Source organism: Blautia parvula (assembly GCF_020215665.1).
Taxonomy (GTDB): domain Bacteria; phylum Bacillota; class Clostridia; order Lachnospirales; family Lachnospiraceae; genus Blautia; species Blautia celeris.
Genome location: NZ_CP084061.1, coordinates 5,965,734 through 5,985,547, shown reverse-complemented (window position 1 = coordinate 5,985,547; position 19,814 = coordinate 5,965,734). Strand labels below are relative to the sequence as shown.

18 protein-coding genes are annotated in these 19,814 nt (G+C 49.4%); all 18 read right to left on the bottom strand.

Translation table 11 applies throughout. The features are described from left to right. Positions 1-303 precede the first annotated feature (303 nt). Positions 304-1,284 (bottom strand): cell division protein FtsQ/DivIB, encoded by a 981-nt coding sequence (locus LC508_RS27080; RefSeq protein ID WP_054352284.1) that lies wholly within the window; start codon positions 1,282-1,284, stop codon positions 304-306. A gap of 12 nt (positions 1,285-1,296) precedes the next feature. After that, entirely contained in the window at positions 1,297-2,544 is a 1,248-nt protein-coding gene (murA, locus tag LC508_RS27075) for a UDP-N-acetylglucosamine 1-carboxyvinyltransferase (RefSeq protein WP_033139058.1), read from the bottom strand. A 61-nt stretch (positions 2,545-2,605) separates the two neighbouring features. Beyond that, the gene (locus tag LC508_RS27070; RefSeq protein ID WP_052098752.1) at positions 2,606-3,667 is read right to left on the bottom strand and encodes an FtsW/RodA/SpoVE family cell cycle protein; all 1,062 of its coding nucleotides are present in this window, start codon (positions 3,665-3,667) and stop codon (positions 2,606-2,608) included. Between the two features lie 142 nt (positions 3,668-3,809). Continuing rightward, the gene (gene murD / locus LC508_RS27065; RefSeq protein ID WP_103732707.1) at positions 3,810-5,180 is read right to left on the bottom strand and encodes a UDP-N-acetylmuramoyl-L-alanine--D-glutamate ligase; all 1,371 of its coding nucleotides are present in this window, start codon (positions 5,178-5,180) and stop codon (positions 3,810-3,812) included. A 16-nt stretch (positions 5,181-5,196) separates the two neighbouring features. Beyond that, positions 5,197-6,156 carry a phospho-N-acetylmuramoyl-pentapeptide-transferase gene (gene mraY / locus LC508_RS27060; RefSeq protein ID WP_033139081.1) on the bottom strand — a complete coding sequence of 320 codons (960 nt, stop codon included), beginning with the start codon at positions 6,154-6,156 and terminating at the stop codon, positions 5,197-5,199. 120 nt (positions 6,157-6,276) lie between these two features. After that, on the bottom strand, positions 6,277-8,001 hold the full coding sequence (locus LC508_RS27055) for a peptidoglycan D,D-transpeptidase FtsI family protein (RefSeq protein ID WP_033139060.1): 1,725 nt from the start codon (positions 7,999-8,001) through the stop codon (positions 6,277-6,279). 100 nt (positions 8,002-8,101) lie between these two features. Next, entirely contained in the window at positions 8,102-10,222 is a 2,121-nt protein-coding gene (locus LC508_RS27050; RefSeq protein ID WP_033139061.1) for a peptidoglycan D,D-transpeptidase FtsI family protein, read from the bottom strand. A 28-nt stretch (positions 10,223-10,250) separates the two neighbouring features. After that, on the bottom strand, positions 10,251-10,733 hold the full coding sequence (locus LC508_RS27045) for a septum formation initiator family protein (RefSeq protein ID WP_033139062.1): 483 nt from the start codon (positions 10,731-10,733) through the stop codon (positions 10,251-10,253). 29 nt (positions 10,734-10,762) lie between these two features. Then, positions 10,763-11,707 (bottom strand): 16S rRNA (cytosine(1402)-N(4))-methyltransferase RsmH, encoded by a 945-nt coding sequence (gene rsmH, locus LC508_RS27040; RefSeq protein WP_033139063.1) that lies wholly within the window; start codon positions 11,705-11,707, stop codon positions 10,763-10,765. Positions 11,708-11,729: 22 nt separating this feature from the next. Next, on the bottom strand, positions 11,730-12,161 hold the full coding sequence (mraZ, locus tag LC508_RS27035) for a division/cell wall cluster transcriptional repressor MraZ (protein WP_033139064.1): 432 nt from the start codon (positions 12,159-12,161) through the stop codon (positions 11,730-11,732). Positions 12,162-12,436: 275 nt separating this feature from the next. Next, the gene (locus LC508_RS27030; RefSeq protein WP_118593809.1) at positions 12,437-12,607 is read right to left on the bottom strand and encodes a Spo0E family sporulation regulatory protein-aspartic acid phosphatase; all 171 of its coding nucleotides are present in this window, start codon (positions 12,605-12,607) and stop codon (positions 12,437-12,439) included. Positions 12,608-12,609: 2 nt separating this feature from the next. Continuing rightward, the gene (gene lgt, locus LC508_RS27025) at positions 12,610-13,476 is read right to left on the bottom strand and encodes a prolipoprotein diacylglyceryl transferase (protein ID WP_033139065.1); all 867 of its coding nucleotides are present in this window, start codon (positions 13,474-13,476) and stop codon (positions 12,610-12,612) included. 15 nt (positions 13,477-13,491) lie between these two features. After that, positions 13,492-14,589: a redox-regulated ATPase YchF gene (ychF, locus tag LC508_RS27020; RefSeq protein ID WP_033139082.1), complete on the bottom strand. Its 1,098-nt coding sequence runs from the start codon at positions 14,587-14,589 to the stop codon at positions 13,492-13,494. A 131-nt stretch (positions 14,590-14,720) separates the two neighbouring features. Beyond that, a complete protein-coding gene (locus LC508_RS27015) occupies positions 14,721-15,371 on the bottom strand; it encodes a thiamine diphosphokinase (protein ID WP_033139066.1) in 651 nt (216 codons plus the stop codon). Between the two features lie 30 nt (positions 15,372-15,401). After that, positions 15,402-16,073, bottom strand: coding sequence for a ribulose-phosphate 3-epimerase (rpe, locus tag LC508_RS27010; protein ID WP_103731676.1), 672 nt, complete (start codon positions 16,071-16,073; stop codon positions 15,402-15,404). A gap of 1 nt (position 16,074) precedes the next feature. Next, positions 16,075-16,953, bottom strand: coding sequence for a ribosome small subunit-dependent GTPase A (gene rsgA / locus LC508_RS27005; RefSeq protein WP_033139068.1), 879 nt, complete (start codon positions 16,951-16,953; stop codon positions 16,075-16,077). Next, a complete protein-coding gene (pknB, locus tag LC508_RS27000) occupies positions 16,953-19,073 on the bottom strand; it encodes a Stk1 family PASTA domain-containing Ser/Thr kinase (protein WP_054352283.1) in 2,121 nt (706 codons plus the stop codon). Before pknB ends, rsgA begins: the two co-directional genes overlap by 1 nt. Further along, positions 19,067-19,813, bottom strand: a complete 747-nt coding sequence (locus LC508_RS26995) for a Stp1/IreP family PP2C-type Ser/Thr phosphatase (protein WP_033139070.1) — start codon at positions 19,811-19,813, stop codon at positions 19,067-19,069. Before LC508_RS26995 ends, pknB begins: the two co-directional genes overlap by 7 nt. Between the last annotated feature and the right edge of the window lies 1 nt (position 19,814).

Genomic DNA, 19,814 nt, shown 5'->3' with positions numbered 1-19,814 from the left:
CACTTCGCTGCTTCTTCATGAACACAGATATCTGCATCTTATCCGCATTCGGATACACTGACGTGTATGATTTTCTGTAATCAGGTTTATCTGTCTCTGTTTCTTTTCATGTTCTCATGGGTATTTATGATAAATACCCGAAAACCCAGGTACTTTAATTCTAAGTACCTTTATGATGCATATAGATATATAATATAGTCTTTTGGAAAATTAATCAACTGGTAAATTTATTTTTTCACAAAAAATTTAAAAAAATTATCAAAATTTCCCGATTTGTGTCCCATAAAAAACAAAATTCCTCTGTCATTCTTCCCCGGAACCATCATCTGAACCATAGTCTTCATACCCGGAACCGTCCCCGTAGCCGGAATCTTCCTCGTTATAATCCATATCCCCGTCTCCTGAGTCCTCATATCCGGTGTCATACTCCTCATAACTGCCCTCATCCGAATCCTCATAGCCGGACTCATCATCGGAACCGTCAGAATCCTCATCACCGGTATCCGATTCATCTGTGCCATGGCCGCTTTTGTTCTCCTTGTCCTCCAGCGCCTTTTGCTCCGCCTCACTCAGAACCTTGTCAAAGACCACGTTTTTTGAAGTCTCGTCCACATTTTCCAGATGAAGGACACCTTCCATTCCCTCAAGCTGAGGTATGATTCCCATAAGTCTGCTCATTTTTTCGTCCATATTTTTGTCAGAGCCCATGCGGGCTTCCACCTTGCCGTAATAGAGCACAAGCTGTCCTTTTTCATCCAGTACCAGCCTGTCCGGCTTCCTGTCCCCCTTCTCCATCATCTTGGTGACGCTTAAGATCAGGCTCAGACTGCCTTTTTCAAGCCCGGGAATTTTCTCGCCTACCCCTACCTTGTCAAGCGTAAGGCCCTCCACATTCGGTATATTCTCCAGTTCCTCTGTGGTACTCACCTGCACGATACCGTTTCTGTCAAAGTATAAGTTGCCGTCCAGAAATTTCACATAGCCGATCAGTTCTTTTTCCCTGACATGGATCACAAGACTGTGACGGCCTGTCCTCTCCAGCCAGACTTTATTGATAAATTCCTCATCTTTTGTTCTTTCATCAGGATTGAGAAACCGCACCAGCACTGAATTGCCCGAAAGCGGGCCTGACAGCACCATTTTTTTGATTTCATCTTCCGTATAATTCTGATTTCCTTCTACTTTAACACTGGTAATCTGAAAGCAGGTAAAGAATACCGCAATGGCTATTAACACGGCCGCTGCCAGGCAGCCCCAGAATATCCTGTGTTTTTTCCTGTCCATACATGTTCCCCTTTAATCTCTCTCAATTACGGCGCCGAGCTGTGACAGATCACGGCAGATATCCTCATATCCCCGCTCAATGTACTGCCTGTTTCTCACACGGGTCTCCCCCTGCGCCGCCAGCCCTGCAATGACAAGGGCTGCTCCGCCTCTCAGTTCCTGTGCCTCCACAGCCGCGCCCCGAAGCGTCCCGCCGCGGATAACAGCTTTTCTGCCGTCCACCCGGACATAGGCTCCCATGCGCAGAAGCTGTGATGCTGTCTTAAATCTGTCCTCAAAAATCGTTTCCACCAGGCAGCTTTCTCCCGGTATGGTACACAGCACCGCCATGAGCGGCGACTGCAGATCCGTGGGAAATCCCGGATATACCTCCGTACACTGCCTTCTTAACGGAACCTGCACCCATTTGCTGCACAAAGACAGTTTACCACCGATTGCTTCATATTGTCCACCCATTTTCTCGTACACTCTCATGAGGGCTTCCATTTCCTCCAACGGCGCGCCGTCCAGGATAATCTCTCCTCTGGTAGCCGCGCAGGCGCACACATAAGTACCTGCCACGATCCTGTCCGCAGGCACAGTGAACTCTGTCCCATGCAGTTCCTCCACTCCTGTAATGGTCAGGGTATCACTGCCTGTTCCCTCGATCCTGGCACCGCAGGCATTTAAAAAACGGCACAGCCATACCACTTCCGGTTCCCTGGCACATCCCTCCAGGTGTGTGGTTCCTCTTGCAAGCACAGAGGCCAGCACTGCGTTCTGGGTAGCTCCCACACTTACCTTTGGAAAATGAATGGTGCTGCCCACAAGCCCATCTGTCCTGGCAGTGAGGACACCCTCTTTCTCCTCGAATACGGCACCCAGCCGCTCCAGAGCGTACAAATGCAGGTCAATGGGGCGTTCCCCTATGACACAGCCTCCCGGATGAGGCACGGACGCGTTTTTGAATCTGCCCAGCAGACTTCCCAACAGAATGACAGAGGAACGCATTTTCTGGCCCTCGCAGCAGTCAATCTCTGTTTTCTCCACATGGGCAGGGTCCAGCGTCAGGGTATCTCCCTCATGCCGGATCTGCATGCCCAGTTCCCGCAGGATTTCTTCCATAACAAAGACATCTGCGATCTTCGGGCAGTGATGCAGTACACTTTTCCCTTTATGCAAAAGAGCGGCAGCCATCATTGGCAGCGCCGCATTTTTAGAACCTTGTATCCTTACTTCGCCTGTGAGCGGATTTCCGCCTTCTATCCTAATTTCATTCAAGTCTTACCTTTCCTCCCGCCTCCTGGCTATACACTATTGTATGCAGAGAGGCGAAAAAGGTTCAGGGCGAACGCGTCCGGCTCACAGACAGCGCCAGACCCATCTCTCCCATCAGAAACAGTACAGAGGTTCCGCCGTAGCTGACAAAGGGAAGGGTAATTCCCGTGTTAGGTATGGTGTTAGTTACAACCGCTATGTTGAGGATCACCTGGATTGCCATATGCCCCATGATCCCCGCAGCGATCAGGGCACCGCACAGATCTCTGGCATGTGTGGCGATCACCATGAGCCTCCAGATCAGCAGGGCGAAGACCAGGATCAGCAGGCAGGCACCGATAAGACCTGTCTCTTCACAGATAATGGAAAATATCATGTCATTCTGCGCCTCAGGGACAAATCCCAGCTTCTGCAGGCTGCTCCCCAGACCCTTTCCGAAAATGCCGCCGCTTCCAATGGCGTACAGACCCTGGATGGTCTGAAAACCCTTTTCATATTTTTCGGGGTTTCTCCAGATGGCGATACGCTCCAGGCGGTAGCTGGCCATACTCAGGAAAATGCCGATAAAAAGCACCCCCACCCCTCCGATTCCCACAAACGGAAGGTATTTGGGATTGGATACAAAAATCAGAATTACGCCAATGCCCAGAATGATTATGGCAGTGCTTAAGTTGTTGGTCCCCACAAGCCCCACTATAGGGAGGAGCAGGGCCATGGTTCCCGCCATATGCAGAAGACTGTCCTGCCGCTTTTCGGAATTTGTTATCACATAGGTGAGCAGCAGGATGACTGCCACCTTGGCAAACTCCGAGGGCTGGAACGACAAAGGTCCAATAGACAGCCAGCGTTTGGAGCCGTTATATTCATCTCCGAACAGAAGCACTGCCAGGGACAGACCCATGGATACCACATAGAGAAATGGCGCCATCCTGGTAAGGATATGATAGTCCATACAGGATACCAGATACATGCCCATCATTCCCAGGGAGGTTGCAAAAAGCTGCTTTTTAAAATAATAGGCAGGGTCATGAAACTTCACCCTGCCATTATATGCACTCGTGCTATATAGAAAAATCAGACCGCAGACCACCAGCAGCAGTACGAGAATCAAAAGCGTTCCATCCATGCGTCTTTTCTGCCCGTTTACCTTATCATCCGCAGCACTTGCTGCCGCACCCGCCACGGGATGCTTTTTCAGGTATCTCTTCTCCACACGCATTTCCCTTTCCTTTTTGCTCATACTGCATTATATTGTCTGACGGTTTATATTATTCCTTACGATTTCTCACGTATTCTTTGAACTTATCGCCCCTCTGCTCATAGTTGTCAAACTGGCCCCAGCTTGCGCAGGCCGGCGAGAGAAGGACCGCGTCTCCGGGATTTGCCTTCTCCGCACAGATTTTAACGGCTTCCTCCAGATCCTCCGCCAGAATGGTACTCATAAAGCCGCAGCTGTGGGCAGCTTTTTCAATCTTCTCTTTTGTCTGCCCAATGAGGACCAGGTACCGCACCTTGCCGTCAAATGCCCGGATCCACTCCTCATAGGAGGACTCCTTGTCGTAACCGCCGCCGATCAGCAGGGTAGGCCGGTTCATGGCCTGAATACCCTTGATGGCCGCATCCGGGTTGGTTCCCTTGGAATCATTATAATAGGCCACACCGTCAATCTCATCCACAAACTCAATCCTGTGGGGCACTGCTGTAAAGCTTTGTATCACCTGCCGGATGGTTTCCATGGGAACACCTGCACAGTAAGCCATAGCAACAGCCGCCATGACATTTTCATGGTTATGGCGTCCCAGCAGCTTAAGCCCACTGGTCTCTGCCACCAAAATCTCCTCCGTCCCGGTGCGCAGGATGATCTGCCCGCCGTCCAGGAAGATTCCATGATCCAGCTTATGTAAGCTTGAGAAGAAGAGAGTCTTAGCCGGACATACCTCTGCAAACCGGCGAAGCTCCTCATCCTCATAGTTGAGAACACAGAAATCCTCTTTTGTCTGGTTTCCCGCGATCATCTCCTTCACCCGGATATACTCCTGCATGGTGTGATGGCGGTTTAAATGGTCCTCTGTAATGTTCAGGACAGCAGATACCTTGGGGCGAAATGATATGGTGGTCTCAAGCTGAAAGCTGCTGATCTCCGCTACGGTATAACTCTCTTCTGTCATGGAGAGAGCTGCGCCTGTATAGGCATTTCCGATGTTGCCTACCACAAAGACGGATTTGGCATACGCCCGCATGATCTCTCCCAGAAGTGCCGTGGTCGTGGTCTTTCCGTTGGTGCCTGTTATGGCAAGAACCGTGCCCGCTCCCATGCGGTAAGCCAGCTCCACCTCGCCCCATACCGGAATGCCCGCGCGCTTAAGGGCCTCCACAGGTGGAATGTCAAGAGGCACCCCCGGACTCATCACTGCCAGGTCAAGGGTTGACGGCAGGTCTTGGGGCATATCTCCCAGAACAATATCACACAATGAATGTTCCGGCAGGCGTTTTTTAATCTCCTCTTTGTCCAGCTTTTCATTTCCGTCATATAATATCACATCAGCCTGTACTGCCTCCAGCAGGCGCACCGCGCCGATGCCGCTGATTCCCGAACCAAATACAAGCACACGTTTTCCTTTTAACTCTGTTCTGTCCATTTCTCTTTTTCCTTTCTTATAATGCCAGCAGTGCGATCAGGCACAGGATGGCTGTAATAATGGAGAATACGGCAACGACCCTTGTCTCGGACCAGCCGCACAATTCAAAGTGATGGTGGATAGGCGCCATCTTGAAAATTCTTTTGCCGTGGGATATCTTGAAGTACGTCACCTGCATCATGACAGAGAGCACTTCCACCACATAGATCAGTCCCACGATCAGCAGGAATAAGGGCATCTGCAGCATATACGCCGTGCCCGCCACAAATCCGCCCAGTGCCAGGGAACCGGTATCTCCCATAAAAATCTTGGCGGGATAGACATTGAACAGCAGAAATCCCATGAGCGCACCCACTACCGCACAGGTGATGGGTTCAATGCCGCTCTTTGTGCCAATGGCAACCACGGAAAAGAAGGTGGCAACCATGATTGTGACCGAGGAGGCCAGTCCATCCAGACCGTCCGTAAAATTCACACCGTTCACTGTACCGATGACCACAAAAAACAAAAGCGGAACCGTAAGAAATCCCGGATTTATCTCATAGCCTGCCGCAAAAGGCACCTTGATCGTCATGGATACATCCGTGAATTTCATCAGATAAAAGGCAAAGATCCCCGTCACCACAAGCTGGCACAGCATCTTCTGCCAGGCCAGAAGCCCGTCCGACCGCCTAAGGACTACTTTCAAATAGTCATCCCAAAAGCCGATCAGTCCGAATCCCAGCGTCAAAAACAGTACAGGGATGATTTTAGGGTAATCCTTCACATAAAACAGGGATGTGACCACTGTGGAGAGCAGAAAAATAATCCCTCCCATGGTAGGCGTCCCCGCTTTTTTCAGATGAGACTGCACACCGTTTTCCCGCTCAGTCTGTCCCATTTTCAGCTTTCGTAAATAGGGAATGATAATAGGTCCCAGAACCACACTGACTATGAATGCTGCCAGTACAGGCAGCACCATCTTATACTCTGTCATAACACACCTCATTTTTATGTATTTTTGTATCATGCCCGGCAGCCCGGCAAAAGACAGGGCTGCCGCCATATGCCTGTGTCGGCAATACTGGTTATAGTATAAAGCTTTTATAATCAATTATCAACCTTCAATCCCCATGTAAGGGAGGATATTCTCATAGATATCCCGGATGACAGGAGCTGCTATGGTGCCTCCGTAATAGACCCCCTGAGGATCATGGATCAGGCAGATTCCCAGTATCTGTGGCGTCTCAGCCGGTGTAAATCCCAGGAATGAGGAGATATACCGGTTGGCACTTCTCGGCAGTGTCTGGGACGTGGCTGTCTTGCCTCCTATGGTCCTGCCCTCGATCGCCGCGTTTTTGCCGGACCCCTCAGAGACTACCTTTTCCAGGATGTAGCGCACTTCCCCGGACACCTCTTCTGTCACCACCCCTTTCTCCACAGGGTACTGAAGGGTCTCCACCAGATTTCCGTCCTCATCTGTCACCTTCACTCCAAAGTGGGGCGTGATCCGGCTGCCGCCGTTGATGATGGAGCTTACTGTTGTGGCGAGCTGGATGGGGGTGATCTGGAAGGACTGACCGAAGGAAATAGTTGCAAGCTCCACCTGCCCGATGTTTGATTTTTTATGCATGATGGTTGCAGCCTCCCCGGGTAAGTCAATCCCGGTTTTTTTGAGGAGTCCGAATTGCTTGAAATATTTATAGTAATTGTCCACGCCAAGCCGCAGCCCCACCTCGATAAACACCGGGTTGCAGGAATTCATCGCTCCCTGTACAAAGTTTTCCGCGCCATGTCCTGTCCTTTTATGACAATGGATCCTACGGTCCTCCACGATTTTAAATCCCGGACAGGAGAAGGTGTCATTCATGCTGACCACTCCCTCGGAAAGCCCTGCCGCCATGGTGATGATCTTAAATGTGGAACCGGGCTCATAAGTATCGTTGATGGTCAGATTTCTCCACATCCGGTTGCAGGCATCCTGTTTCTCCTTATCCGTCATACCGGAAGTATCTGCGTCTGTGTTCAGGGTAAAGGGTTCATTCAGATTGAATTCCGGTACGTTCACGTCCGCGTAAATCTCCCCGTTTTGGGGATTTATGAACAGGATGGAGACGGCATCCGCCTGCTTTTCCTCCATCACCTTCTCCGCGGCCTGCTGAGCGTACATCTGAATGTTTTTATCCAGACTGATGTGCAGGTCATATCCCGCCACCGGCTCCACACGACTCTCCCCAAGCTCGTCGATCTCCACACCCCTGGCGTCCGTGGTAGTGAGGATCTTGCCGTCTATGCCTTTTAAGATATCATCATACCACACCTCCAGCCCGATGATACCCTGGTTGTCTCCACCGGTAAACCCAAGTACCTTGGAGGCCAGTTCATTGCATGGATAATAGCGCTTGAAATCCTCATCCACCTTGACCCCTGCAAGACCGTATTCCCGGATTCTGTCTCCCACCTCCTTCTCCACATTGGTCTTTACCTTTTCAATGGAAGAAACTTTCTCCACTCTTTTTCTGGCAGTCTCCTCGGAAAGCCCCAGCTCTTTTTGGAGCATGGCAATGATCTTATCCGGTTCCTTTACCTGGCTGTGGATCACAGATATGGTACAGACTGCCTTGTTGTCGGCCAGTATCTCCCCTTTTGCGTCGATGATCCTGCCCCTGGCTGCCTTAATGTCACGTTCTCTCTCGTGGAGCTGTTCCGCCTTCTTTGCATAGTAGTCAGACTTTATCACCATGAGATAGACCATACGGCCCATAAGCCCTGCAAGCATCAGCACACAGGCGGCAAATACGATCACGGTTTTCTTCTTGTGGTATGTTCTGTTTTTCTTCATTCCCGGTTCCCCTGCAGCTTATCCTTATAAATATATGCAAAGCCCTGTGGAAAAAAGAAGGGAATGCTGCACAGATTTCTCATCTGTACAGCATTCCCGCTTATTCTTCCATATCATCCTCGTCGAACCCGGCATCCTCATTGGTAATGCCGTCGCTCTCCGCATTGTTGCTGTCAATCCCTTCTTCTTCCGAATCATCCTGGGGCGGTTCCGGCATATCCGGATTCTCCGTGCCGTCAATGACTACACCGGAGGGGCCGTTGCCGTCCTCCCCGTTGACGCTCTCATCCATCCTTGTGGTTCCCGTGAATTCATCCCAGAGCTGAAGCTTCTGGTCTGTCTCCTGGTCCGGATATATGTTCAGATACGGAAAGATTTCTGAGAGGATCGCCTGTGCAATATACTGGGCATATGTGCTGCTTGCCTGTTCCTCCACATTCGGCTCATCCACCACAACATAGATCACAACCTCAGGATTATCAAGAGGGGCAAATCCCACAAAGGATACCAGGTATTTATGATTCCCCCTGGGCACCTTCTCAGCAGTTCCGGTCTTGCCTCCCATGGAGTAACCCGGTATCTTTGCTGTCTGGCTGGTACCGCTCTCCACACTCATTCCCATATATTTTCTGATATCCGCGGAGACCTCCTGGGAAATCACTTCCTTTAAGACATTTCCGCTGATACTCTTTATGGTATTGTTGTCCTGGTCCTTGATCTCTTTCACCAGATGGGGCTGATAATAAGTGCCGCCGTTGATGCAGGCACTGATCGCCGCAACCTCCTGGATCATGGTACAGGTAAATCCCTGTCCAAAGGTGGTGGTTGCAAGTTCTGTGTCAAACATGTTGTCCAGGCTGAACAGGATTCCTGTCCCCTCGCCCGGAAGGTCAATCCCTGTCCTTGTCCCGAAATTAAACTTATCCTGGTAGGAAAGCAAAGTCTCCTTCCCCATTTTCCGGCCGATGGCCATGAGGGCATCATTGCAGGAATTCTGGATGGCCTCCCCCACGGTCTCCGTTCCATGGGAATCCGGATAGACCGCGCAGTTGATATACCGGTCTGCCACCTGTTCCCCGCCGTCACATACAAAGGTGTCCTCCTCTGTGATGCTGCCGGACTCCAGAGCGGATGCCACGGTGATGGGCTTTACCACAGATCCCGGCTCGTAGGCATCTGTTATGCAGTAATTCCTCCACATTTTGTAGAGGGCTTCTTTTGTCTGTTCATCATTCATGGCTTTGAGCTCACTGTCGGAATACCGGGAGGTGAGATCTCTTGGTTCATTCAGGTCATAGGGATCGTTGCTGCCCATAGCCAGGATTTCCCCGTTCTGGGGATTTGCCACGATCACACCTATATTCTTGGCACCGCGGTAATCGGTATTGGGGCCGTCCTTCAGGTTCTCCATAAAAGCCTCAATATATTTGTCCACCACACTCTGGATATTCACATCCAGGGTAGTGACCAGACTGTTTCCGTTGACCGGGTCAATGATGTTCTGTTCCAGGGAAGCGTCATCGTTGAAATAACCGATCTTTCTGCCGTCTGTGCCATTCAGGGTGCTGTTGTAGTAGCCCTCCAGTCCCCAGTCCGCGGTGTTCCCGGAATAAGTAAAACCTATCACATCACAGGCCAGCTCATTGAGGGGATAGGTTCTCTTGTAATCCTCCTCAAACCACACGCCCTGTGTGTTATTCCTGCGGACTGTTTCCTCCTCGGAGAGTGCCTCTGCCTCCTTCTTATCCGCCGGAATTTCTGTCATCTTTTCAAAATTCTTCTTTTCATCCATGGAGATCTGCTTCTTTAAGATCTGGTAAGGGCTCTCTTTTGTCTCCGCGCTGGTGAGCAGATCTTCCACCGTATCCTCATCAATCCCCAGATACTCGGACAGTGCTTTTTTTGTGGGCTCTTTGTAATTCTCATTGGAGTTCACCACCTGGCAGTCCAGGATCACATTGTAGACCTTTATGCTGGTAGCCAGGATATTTCCGCTTCTGTCCAGAATATCTCCCCGTTTGTAGGGGATGGTGGTGCTGTCGTACTGCTGCTGGGACTGGGCCAGCACCTGTTTGGTGTATTTGTCACCACTCTTGGCATTGATAATGGTAATCCCGATAACCAGAAATACGAAAGCCAGCAGAATCAACACAAACAATCCCGCCAGCTTTTTCTTCATGGTGCCTGTCATTTTTCTTTTCTTTGATTCCTGTTTATTCAATCTATCACCTGCTTTGTCCTATGTACCGTCACTTTTCGGGCACATCCTGATACTGTCTCACATAGCTGCTGCCGCCCGGTGTATAATACTTGATCTGATCCTCCGTGGGAAATTTCATTCCCAGCTCTTCAATGGCTTTTTTTCTGATGGCATCCAGGTCCACACTGGAAATGGTCTCACTGTAGTACGCGTCGTTTTCAGCCTTTAACTGGCTGTATTTGAGTTCTTCTGCGGTAAGCTGGCTCTTCTGCTCTGTCAGTTCGGATTTCAGTTTCAGAAAATGTACGCATGCAAACAAGACAGCCACACACATCACTGCCAAAAACATAACATACCCTTTGCTCATCTGCATGTTTCTGGCTCTGTTCTTCTGTGCGGCTGTACTTACCTGCTTTTTTTTACGCTGGGGTACTTCCTCAACACGGCGGACCGTGTTCCCATCCACATAATACCCGGTGCCTCTATTTACTTTTCTGCTGTCATATCCCTCACTCCCGGATACTTTTTTCATGAAATCAACCCCGATTCAGATTTCTCCGCCTATTCATTTCTGGTCCGTTCAAAGACACGCAGCTTTGCGCTCTTGGAACGCTTATTTACAGCAATCTCCTCCTCATCCGGAAGTATTGGTTTCCTGGTTATGACTCTCCCCATCGACGTCTTTCCACAAACACAGACCGGAAAATCCGGCGGACATGTGCATGGGTTCTCATTCCTTCTGAATATAGTCTTCACAATGCGGTCTTCTAAAGAATGGAACGTGATAATGCAGATACGTCCGCCGTCATTTAATAGTTCAATCATATCATCCAGGGAATTTCTCAAGACTTCCAACTCCTGATTCAGCTCGATACGAATTGCCTGAAATGTTTTTTTCGCAGGATGTCCACCCACTGCTCTCATTTTCATGGGAATGGACTGTTTTATAAGTTCAATCAGTTCTCCGGTGGTCTCTATAGGCTTCTCACTCCTGGCCGTACAGATATTTCTGGCGATCTTCTTAGCGAATTTTTCTTCCCCATAGTCCCGGAGTACACGATACAGTTCGTTTTCAGTATAAGTATTTACAATATCTCTTGCGGTACGGCTTCCTCTTCGGTCCATACGCATATCTAAGGGCACGTCCTCCCTGTAGGTAAACCCACGCTCAGCGTTGTCGAGCTGGTAGGACGAAACACCCAAATCCAGCACGATCCCGTCCACAGACGAAATCCCTATTTTCTGCAGTTCTTTTTTCATGTTGCAATAGTTGCTGCGGATAATCGTAACTCTGTCTCCAAATTCCTGTAACCGTTCACCCGCAGCCTCGATTGCAGCTTCGTCTTGATCTATACCTATCAAGCTCCCCTTGGCAGATAATTGCCGGCACACCTCATAGGCGTGGCCGCCGCCTCCTAACGTTCCGTCAACATAAATCCCATCCGGTTTTACCTTCAGATTCCGGATCGTCTCTTCTAACAATACGGATTTGTGTTTAAATTCCATAGTTTCCTCGACCTTCCTGCAATTATATTAAGATACCCATTGCCTGCATCCCTTCTGCGATGGCATCCATATCTTCACAATTGCTGTTCTCCATCCATTTTTCTTTGCTCCAGATTTCAATCCTGGTGAGGTTTCCTGTGAGCACTACGTCCTTCGACAGACCAGCAAACTCCCGCAGCGTTACCGGTACGAGAATTCTCCCCTGCTTGTCCAGTTCACACTGTGTTGCACTGGAAACAAAAAAACGTACGAAGGCCCTTGCATTTTTATCATTAAGCGGTAAAGCTTTCAGCTTTTCTTCGAAATCCTTCCATTCATTGTTTGGGTAGATAGACAGACAACCGTCCAGACCTTTTGTCAGCACAAAATCCTCGCCTAATTCATCGCGGAACTTAGCCGGAATGATCAGCCTTCCTTTTGCGTCGATCGTATGACTATACTCTCCCATGAACATATGAATGTCACCTTCTTTCGTGAAGATGCGAGTCTCCCCTTCGCACCCTCCATGGGACAACGGGCGCTTCTGCCACTAGCTCCCCATTTGCCACCACTTTTCACCACTTTCTACCACTTACATGCCCATTCTATAACACAACCGGGAAAAAAGCAAGGGGAACATATATTCTTTAGAAATATTAAAAGAATCGAAAAATGGCGTAAAATCAAGGATTTTACGCCATTTTGCCGATTCTTTTCAAGAGTTTCCAATATATGGCAGAGGTGGTGGGATCAACCCACAAGTTCTGCGTTTTTCTGGTCTATACAAATATGTTCTTCTATCAAACGGTCCAATACCAGGCTGAGTCCCATAATGGTCTGCATGCCTCGTTTTTCTGTGATTGCTCTGTCCAGTCTCTGCCGTGCGTCTTCTATTCGTATTTCTAACTCTTTATCTCTCATCGCTACACTCCTTGTTCTTTTTGCCTCTTCCTCCTGTTGTGTACGATAAGCATAAGGGAACATACCACGAGAACGGCGGATAACACCTGTGATACCGGAATTCCTATCCCCGGAATCAAAAGCTGATCCGTACGAAGTCCTTCTATCCAAAGCCTTCCGGCTCCGTAACCTGCCAGGTAGCATAAAAACAGTTCTCCCTGGAATTTTTTCTTTTTCCGGAACCAGAACAGGAACAGCAGGACTCCCAGGTTCCACACTCCCTCATAGAGGAATGTGGGATGGACCTGGATGTATTCCACACCGCCTATCGTTACCAGATGGTCCCACATAGCAGATGTGATCTCACCCTTCCGCACCGCGGAGACCGGCAGCTGCATGGCAAGAAAGCTGTCCGTGTAACCTCCGAAAGCCTCCCTGTTGAAAAAGTTGCCCCACCGTCCGATGATCTGGCCGGCAACAAGCCCCATACATACCGTGTCCGCCACCTGAGGAAAGTTCATCTTCTTTAATCTGCCAAAGACGTAGACCGTAACAGCACCGACTATGATCCCCCCGTAAATTGCCAGTCCGCCGTTTCTGGTATTGAAAATCTGTAACAGGTCGTCTTTATAGTCTTCCCAGCTAAAGATGACATAATAAGCTCTCGCCCCTATTACAGAAGTTACCATGGTAATCATTAGCATATCCAGATAAGTGTCCGGATTTTGTCCTGTGCGCTTCGCCTCTTTCATGGCAATGGAGATCCCAACGATCATAGCCAGCGCGATAACCATTCCGTAATAGGCAATATCAAAGCCAAAGACCGTTATTGTTTTTCCCACATGGGGAAGCGTGATCCCCAGGTGCGGAAAGCGAATGGACATATCCATATAAGTAAGCCTCCTTTAAACGTTAAAGCGGAATAAAATCACATCGCCGTCCTGCACAACGTAGTCTTTTCCTTCCATGCGGACCAGTCCTTTTTCCCTGGCTCCCGCATAGGAACCACAGTCAAGCAGATCCCTGTAATTCACAACCTCAGCTTTGATAAAGCCTCGTTCGAAATCCGTGTGTATTTTTCCTGCCGCCTGCGGCGCTTTTGTTCCTACTTTTATGGTCCATGCTCTCGTCTCATCTTCACCGGATGTGAGGAAGCTAAGAAGTCCAAGCAGCCTGTAGCTGGCTACTATCAGTTTCTCCAACCCTGACTTCTCTATTCCCAGATCCTCCAGGAATTCCTTCTTCTCATCATCATCCAGCTCCGCGATTTCCTGCTCTATCTGAGCGCACAGGGCGAATACTTCACTTCCTGTTTCTTCTGCATATTCCCTTACCTTTTGTACATGAGGATTGGAGACCGCATCGTCTGCCAGGTCATCTTCGGATACATTGGCCGCATAGATAACCGGTTTTCCGGTGAGGAGGTTATACTCTTTCATAAACCCTTCCTCATCCTCGTTATCGGGTTCAAATGTGGAGGCCGGTTTTCCGTCCTCCAGGTGAGCTTTCAGTCTCTTTAAGAGTTCCAGCTCTTTTGCTGCCTCTTTATCCATACGGGCAGACTTTGTTGTTTTAGCAGTCCTTCTCTCCAAGATCTCCAGATCCGAGAATATCAGTTCCAGATTAATGGTTTCAATGTCGCGCAGCGGGTCAATACTTCCGTCAACATGTACTACATTTTCATCTTCAAAGCATCTTACAACGTGTACAATGGCATCCACCTCCCGGATATTGGCAAGGAACTGGTTTCCAAGGCCCTCACCTTTGGAAGCCCCCTTCACAAGTCCTGCGATATCCACAAATTCAATCACCGCCGGCGTCACTTTTTTGGAATGATAAAAATCCCCTAAGAGTTTCAATCGCTCGTCCGGCACAGCCACAATGCCCACATTGGGATCTATAGTACAGAACGGATAGTTTGCTGATTCCGCCCCAGCTTTTGTCAGAGAGTTAAAAAGGGTACTCTTCCCTACATTCGGTAAACCGACAATTCCTAACTTCATTTTTATGTCCTCTTTTCTTCTGTATTCCTTCACATGACCTCATTCTAACACACCTAAAAAGGCGAATCAAGCCTTTGACCCGCCTTGTTATTCGACATCTATTAAAAAAATATCGACTTTTTTCGTTCTTTCTACCTGTCTTTTGACATGACCATCAGCAGAAATCCCTGTCGAAATTCCACTAATGCTGTATCTTCGGCCAGCTCATTGCTCACACCGATTCCGTCGAAATTTGTCATATCATACTCTTTCAGGGGGTATTTAAACCCGGAAAGAGTGATTCCGCGCACTTCATCTCCCATGGAAAAAAAAGAGATATATTTGCCGAAAGCACACTCTTTTTTGATCATTCTGCTGCCGAAAAGCACGGTGATGGCATTCTGCTCATCCAGGATCCAGGCTTCTTTTTCTTCCTTTGCCGGAACGATCAGAGACTGCAGATTCCCCATATAATGGTCCAGGCGGCCGCCGGTAGCTCCAAACAGGAAAATCCGATCACTGCCAAGCTCCATTGCCAGTTCCATTCCCATACGGGTATCTGTGGCATCCTTCTCCGGTTTGTATTCCCGGATGGGGATTTCCTTCCGGCTTCTGTACCAGTTGATCACCTCCGGACTGATACTGTCAAAATCGCCCAGGATATACTGGGGAACGATCCGGTTCCTGTAACAGAATTCCAGCCCTCTGTCAATGCCGATGATGCAGTCCGGGCCGATGTTCTCTATGCAGCCGAGTACAAACGCATCATCCATATGCCCGCCGCACAAAAGTATTGTGTCCATATTTCCTGTCCCTCTCTCAGAACGTGTTTATTACTGCCTGTTCCTGAATTCTTCTATATGATTGGTCAGAACCTTGATATTTGCCTCAATATCCCCGCCGAACACGGCTGAGCCGGCTACCAGAATATTGGCGCCTGCCTCCAGGACCCGGTCAATGGTGTTGGCGGAAATGCCTCCGTCCACTTCAATATCCGTATCCAGACCTCTCTCATCCAGCATTCTCCTCAGTCTTCTGATCTTGTCACCGGAGTAGGGAATGTATTTCTGTCCGCCAAACCCAGGATTCACAGTCATAAGAAGGACCATGTCCACCAGCTCCAGCACCTGCTCCACCATCACAAGGGGTGTTGCAGGATTCAGGGCAACACCTGCCTTCATACCAGCCTCCCGGATACAGTTAAGCGTCCTGTCCAGATGAGTACATGCCTCGGCATGTACAGTGAGCATATCTGCACCTGCCTTTTTGAAGTCCTCAATATAACGCTCCGGGTCCTGCACCATCAGATGGACATCAAAGAACATACTGCTCTTTTTTCTGATGGATGTGATGACAGGCATTCCCAGGGAAATACTGGGCACAAAGCTGCCGTCCATCACATCAATGTGCAGCCATTTTACCCCGGCCTGCTCCACCCTGCTTATCTGTTCCCCCAGACACGCAAAATCCGCTGCCAGAATGGACGGTGATAGTTCATATCTCATCTCAATACCTCCTCTTGTCTGCAAGCTCCCGGTAAAGCTCCAGATAACTTTCATATCGTTCTTTCGGGATTTCTCCCGCCTCAAGTGCTGCTTTTACGCTGCATCCGGGTTCATGGGTATGGGTGCAGCCCTGGAACCGGCAGGTTCCCTCGTATTTTATAAATTCCCGGAAATAATGGCGCAGCTCTTCCTTATCCATATCTTCCACATAAAAAGAAGTAAATCCCGGCGTATCCAGAAGGTACGTGTCAGGCTCCACCTCAATGATCTGGGAATGTCTTGTAGTATGGCGTCCTCTTCCCAGCTTTTTACTGATCTCTCCTGTCTCCATCACCACTTCCTGCTGCAGAAGATTGGTGAGAGAGGATTTCCCCACTCCGGAAGGACCCGCCACGGTCGTGGTCTTTCCTCTCAGGATATTTCTGAGCGCCTCCGTGCCTTCCCCCTGGGCGGCACTTGTGAGCAGAACCTGATAACCACAGGAAGTATAGATTTCCTGCATCCTGCCTGCTTCCTCAGCGTCAGCCAGGTCCTGCTTGTTAAAACAGATGACCACGGGAATCTCCTGACGTTCCATAATAACCAAAAAGCGGTCCAGCAAAGAGAAATTGGGTTTCGGCTCCCTGGCGGCAAATATCACCAGCGCCTGATCCACATTGGCAACTGCCGGGCGGATCAACTCATTCTTTCTGGGAAGGATATCCACCACATTTCCCAGCTTTTCCTCTTCATTCAGGACCTCAATCTCCACATTGTCACCCACAAGGGGTTTTATTTTTTCTTTTCGGAATATTCCTTTTGCCTTACATTCATAAATTCCGGATTCTGCTACTTTTACGTAGTAGAATCCGGAAATTCCTTTAATAATCTTTCCCTGCATTAATCTACCTTCTGGAATGTTACATCGTACTGGTCGATGATCTGATAGCTGTCACCAATCCACTCATAGAGGCCTACCGTGCCGGTTGCGATTCCCGGACGTCCCGTCAGGTCGCTGATAGACAGCGGGAACTCCGGATTTTCCACTTCCATGGACTGGTCAGAGTAGGTATTCCCCTGGTCATCTGTCTGGACCAGCTCTATTTTGACTTTACCGCCTTGGTAGCTTGCCGGCTGTCCAAGCGCCTGGCCTTCTGCTTTCCAGGTTCCACCTTCATCTGCAGGTGTTTCACCGGCGGCATCTTGGCTTCTCACATATATGGTGACTGTTGTACCTGAGTCCACTCTTGTTCCCGCAGCAATACTCTGGTCATATACTTCACCTACGTCCACAGTCTGGTCAGAACCGGTCTGTACTACAGGCACGAGACCTGCCTCTGAGATTGCACTTTTAGCATCTTCCTCTGCCCATCCGCGCACATCCGGTACCCTTGCAGCCGTATCCCCTTCACCGGTACTGATGGTCAGGGTGACTGTGGTGCCTGTCTTTACAGATGTTCCTGCAGCGGGATCTGTGGATATGACATTTCCAATGCTCACAGAACTGCTGTTTGCCTTGCTGATCTGTGTCAGCAGTCCCAGTTCCTTTAACGTTGCCTCTGCGGAGGTCTGGGTCTCATTTTCCAGGTCAGGGATTTCCACCTCCTGGGTTCCTGTGCTGATATAGCATACGATTTCTGTATGAGGATCCACTTTTGATCCAGCCTCTGTCTCCTGGCGGACGATCTTACCTGCTTCCACAGTATCGGACGGCTCCTCGCCGCCTTTTTTGTAACCAAGCTTCAGGTTATTGAGGGCTGTCCGCGCCTCATCCGGGGTGCTGCCGGTCAGGTCAGGAACCTCCACTTTTTCGGTGCTTTCTTTATCTGTGCCGCCTGTATTTTCAACTTTTTTATCATTGTCTTTATCTTTATTGTTAAACTTCAGCCCGCCCGATGCGAACACAATGAAGTAAACCAGAATACAGATGATAATAGCTCCCACGATCAGTCCGCCGATGGTCATGGCCTTCTCCAGCTTTGTGCTGATTCCTTTGCCGTTATCATCATCCTCATCATCGTCATCATCGTCGTCATCATAACCGTAGTCGTCGTCATCATCCTCATCCTCGTCATTGTAGCGGCTGGAATTGGAACCGGACGGCGCATAGGCCGCATTCTTGATCTCTTTCATCTCATCCGGTGAAATGACCACAGTCTGTGCGTGATTGCTCAGAGGTGCCAGATTGACAAAGCTTCCGTTGGGATCGATCAGGGAATGCTTCAGGTCGTTGATCAGCTCCGCAAGGGTGCTGTAACGTCTGTCCGGGCTTTTCTGTGTACATTTCAGAATGATCTCCTCCAGGCTGTGGGGAAGCTCCGGCACAAACTCAGACGGAGGAAGCATCTCATCCTGCAGATGTTTGATGGCGATTGCCACTGTGGTATCCCCGTCAAAGGGAACCTTGCCTGTCACCATCTCATACATGGTGATGCCCAGGGAATAGATGTCACTCTTGTAATCACTGTAGCCGCCGCGCACCTGCTCCGGTGAACTGTAATGTACAGAACCCATGGCGTTGGTGCTGATGGTATTGGAGGACGCTGCCCTGGCAATACCAAAGTCTGTGACCTTTACCTTGCCGTCTGTAGAAATAATGATGTTCTGGGGCTTGATATCCCGGTGCACGATATTTCTGTTGTGAGCAGCTTCCAGTCCCATTGCCACCTGAATAGCGATGCTGGTTGCCTCTTTTACAGTCAGTTTTCCTTTTTTGGAGATGTATTCTTTTAATGTAATGCCTTCCACCAGTTCCATAACAATGTAGTTAATTCCCTGGTCCTCTCCTACGTCAAATACATTTACAATATTGGGATGGGCGAGACCTGCAGCGGCCTGCGCCTCCCTCTGAAACTTTTTAATGAAGTTCGTGTCAGCGCTGAACTCCGGCTTCAGAACTTTCATGGCCACAAAACGGTTTAATTTATGATCCTTTGCCTTGTAGACATCGGCCATACCGCCGGAGCCTACTCTGCCGGCAATCTCATACCGCTCTCCTACGATAACTCCCACATTTAACATACTTCCACCTCTTTTGTTTCTGGTTCTACCAGAACTACTGCTATATTATCTCTGCCTCCGTTGTCGTTTGCCATGGAAACAAGCCTGCGGCCAGTCTCCTCCAGCGTTTCGCTGGTCCGTATCACCTGCCTGATATCCTCGTCCGGCACCATATTGGAAAGGCCGTCTGAGCACAGCAGCAAAATATCACCCGGAGTAAGACGAATGTCAAAGAAATCCACATCCACATCTCTTCCTGCTCCAAGTGCCCTGGTAATAATATTTTTATCCGGGTGATTTCTTGCATCATCCCTGGATATCTCTCCCATGCGGACCATCTCCTCCACAAGGGAATGGTCTTTGGTAATCTGCGATATCTTATTTTCATCAACCAGATACAGCCTGCTGTCTCCCACGTTGGCCACATATGCATAATGTCCTACAATGGTCACCAGCACCATGGTGGTACCCATACCGCTCATAGTCTCATTGTCCGATGCTTCTCTAAGAAGCTGGGTGTTGGCATTCTCAATAGCAGCCCGTATGATCTTCACCGGATTGCTGTTCTCATCTTCCCGGATGGTAGAGAGCAGAACCTCTACCGCATAACTGGAAGCGAAATCTCCTGCCTTGTGTCCGCCCATGCCGTCCGCAACTACGAAGAGGTTTGGCAGATTGCCCACAGGGGTCTCAGACGTGAATACGAAATCCTGATTCACTGTCCGCTTCTGTCCCACATCCGTGATAGAATATGACTTCATC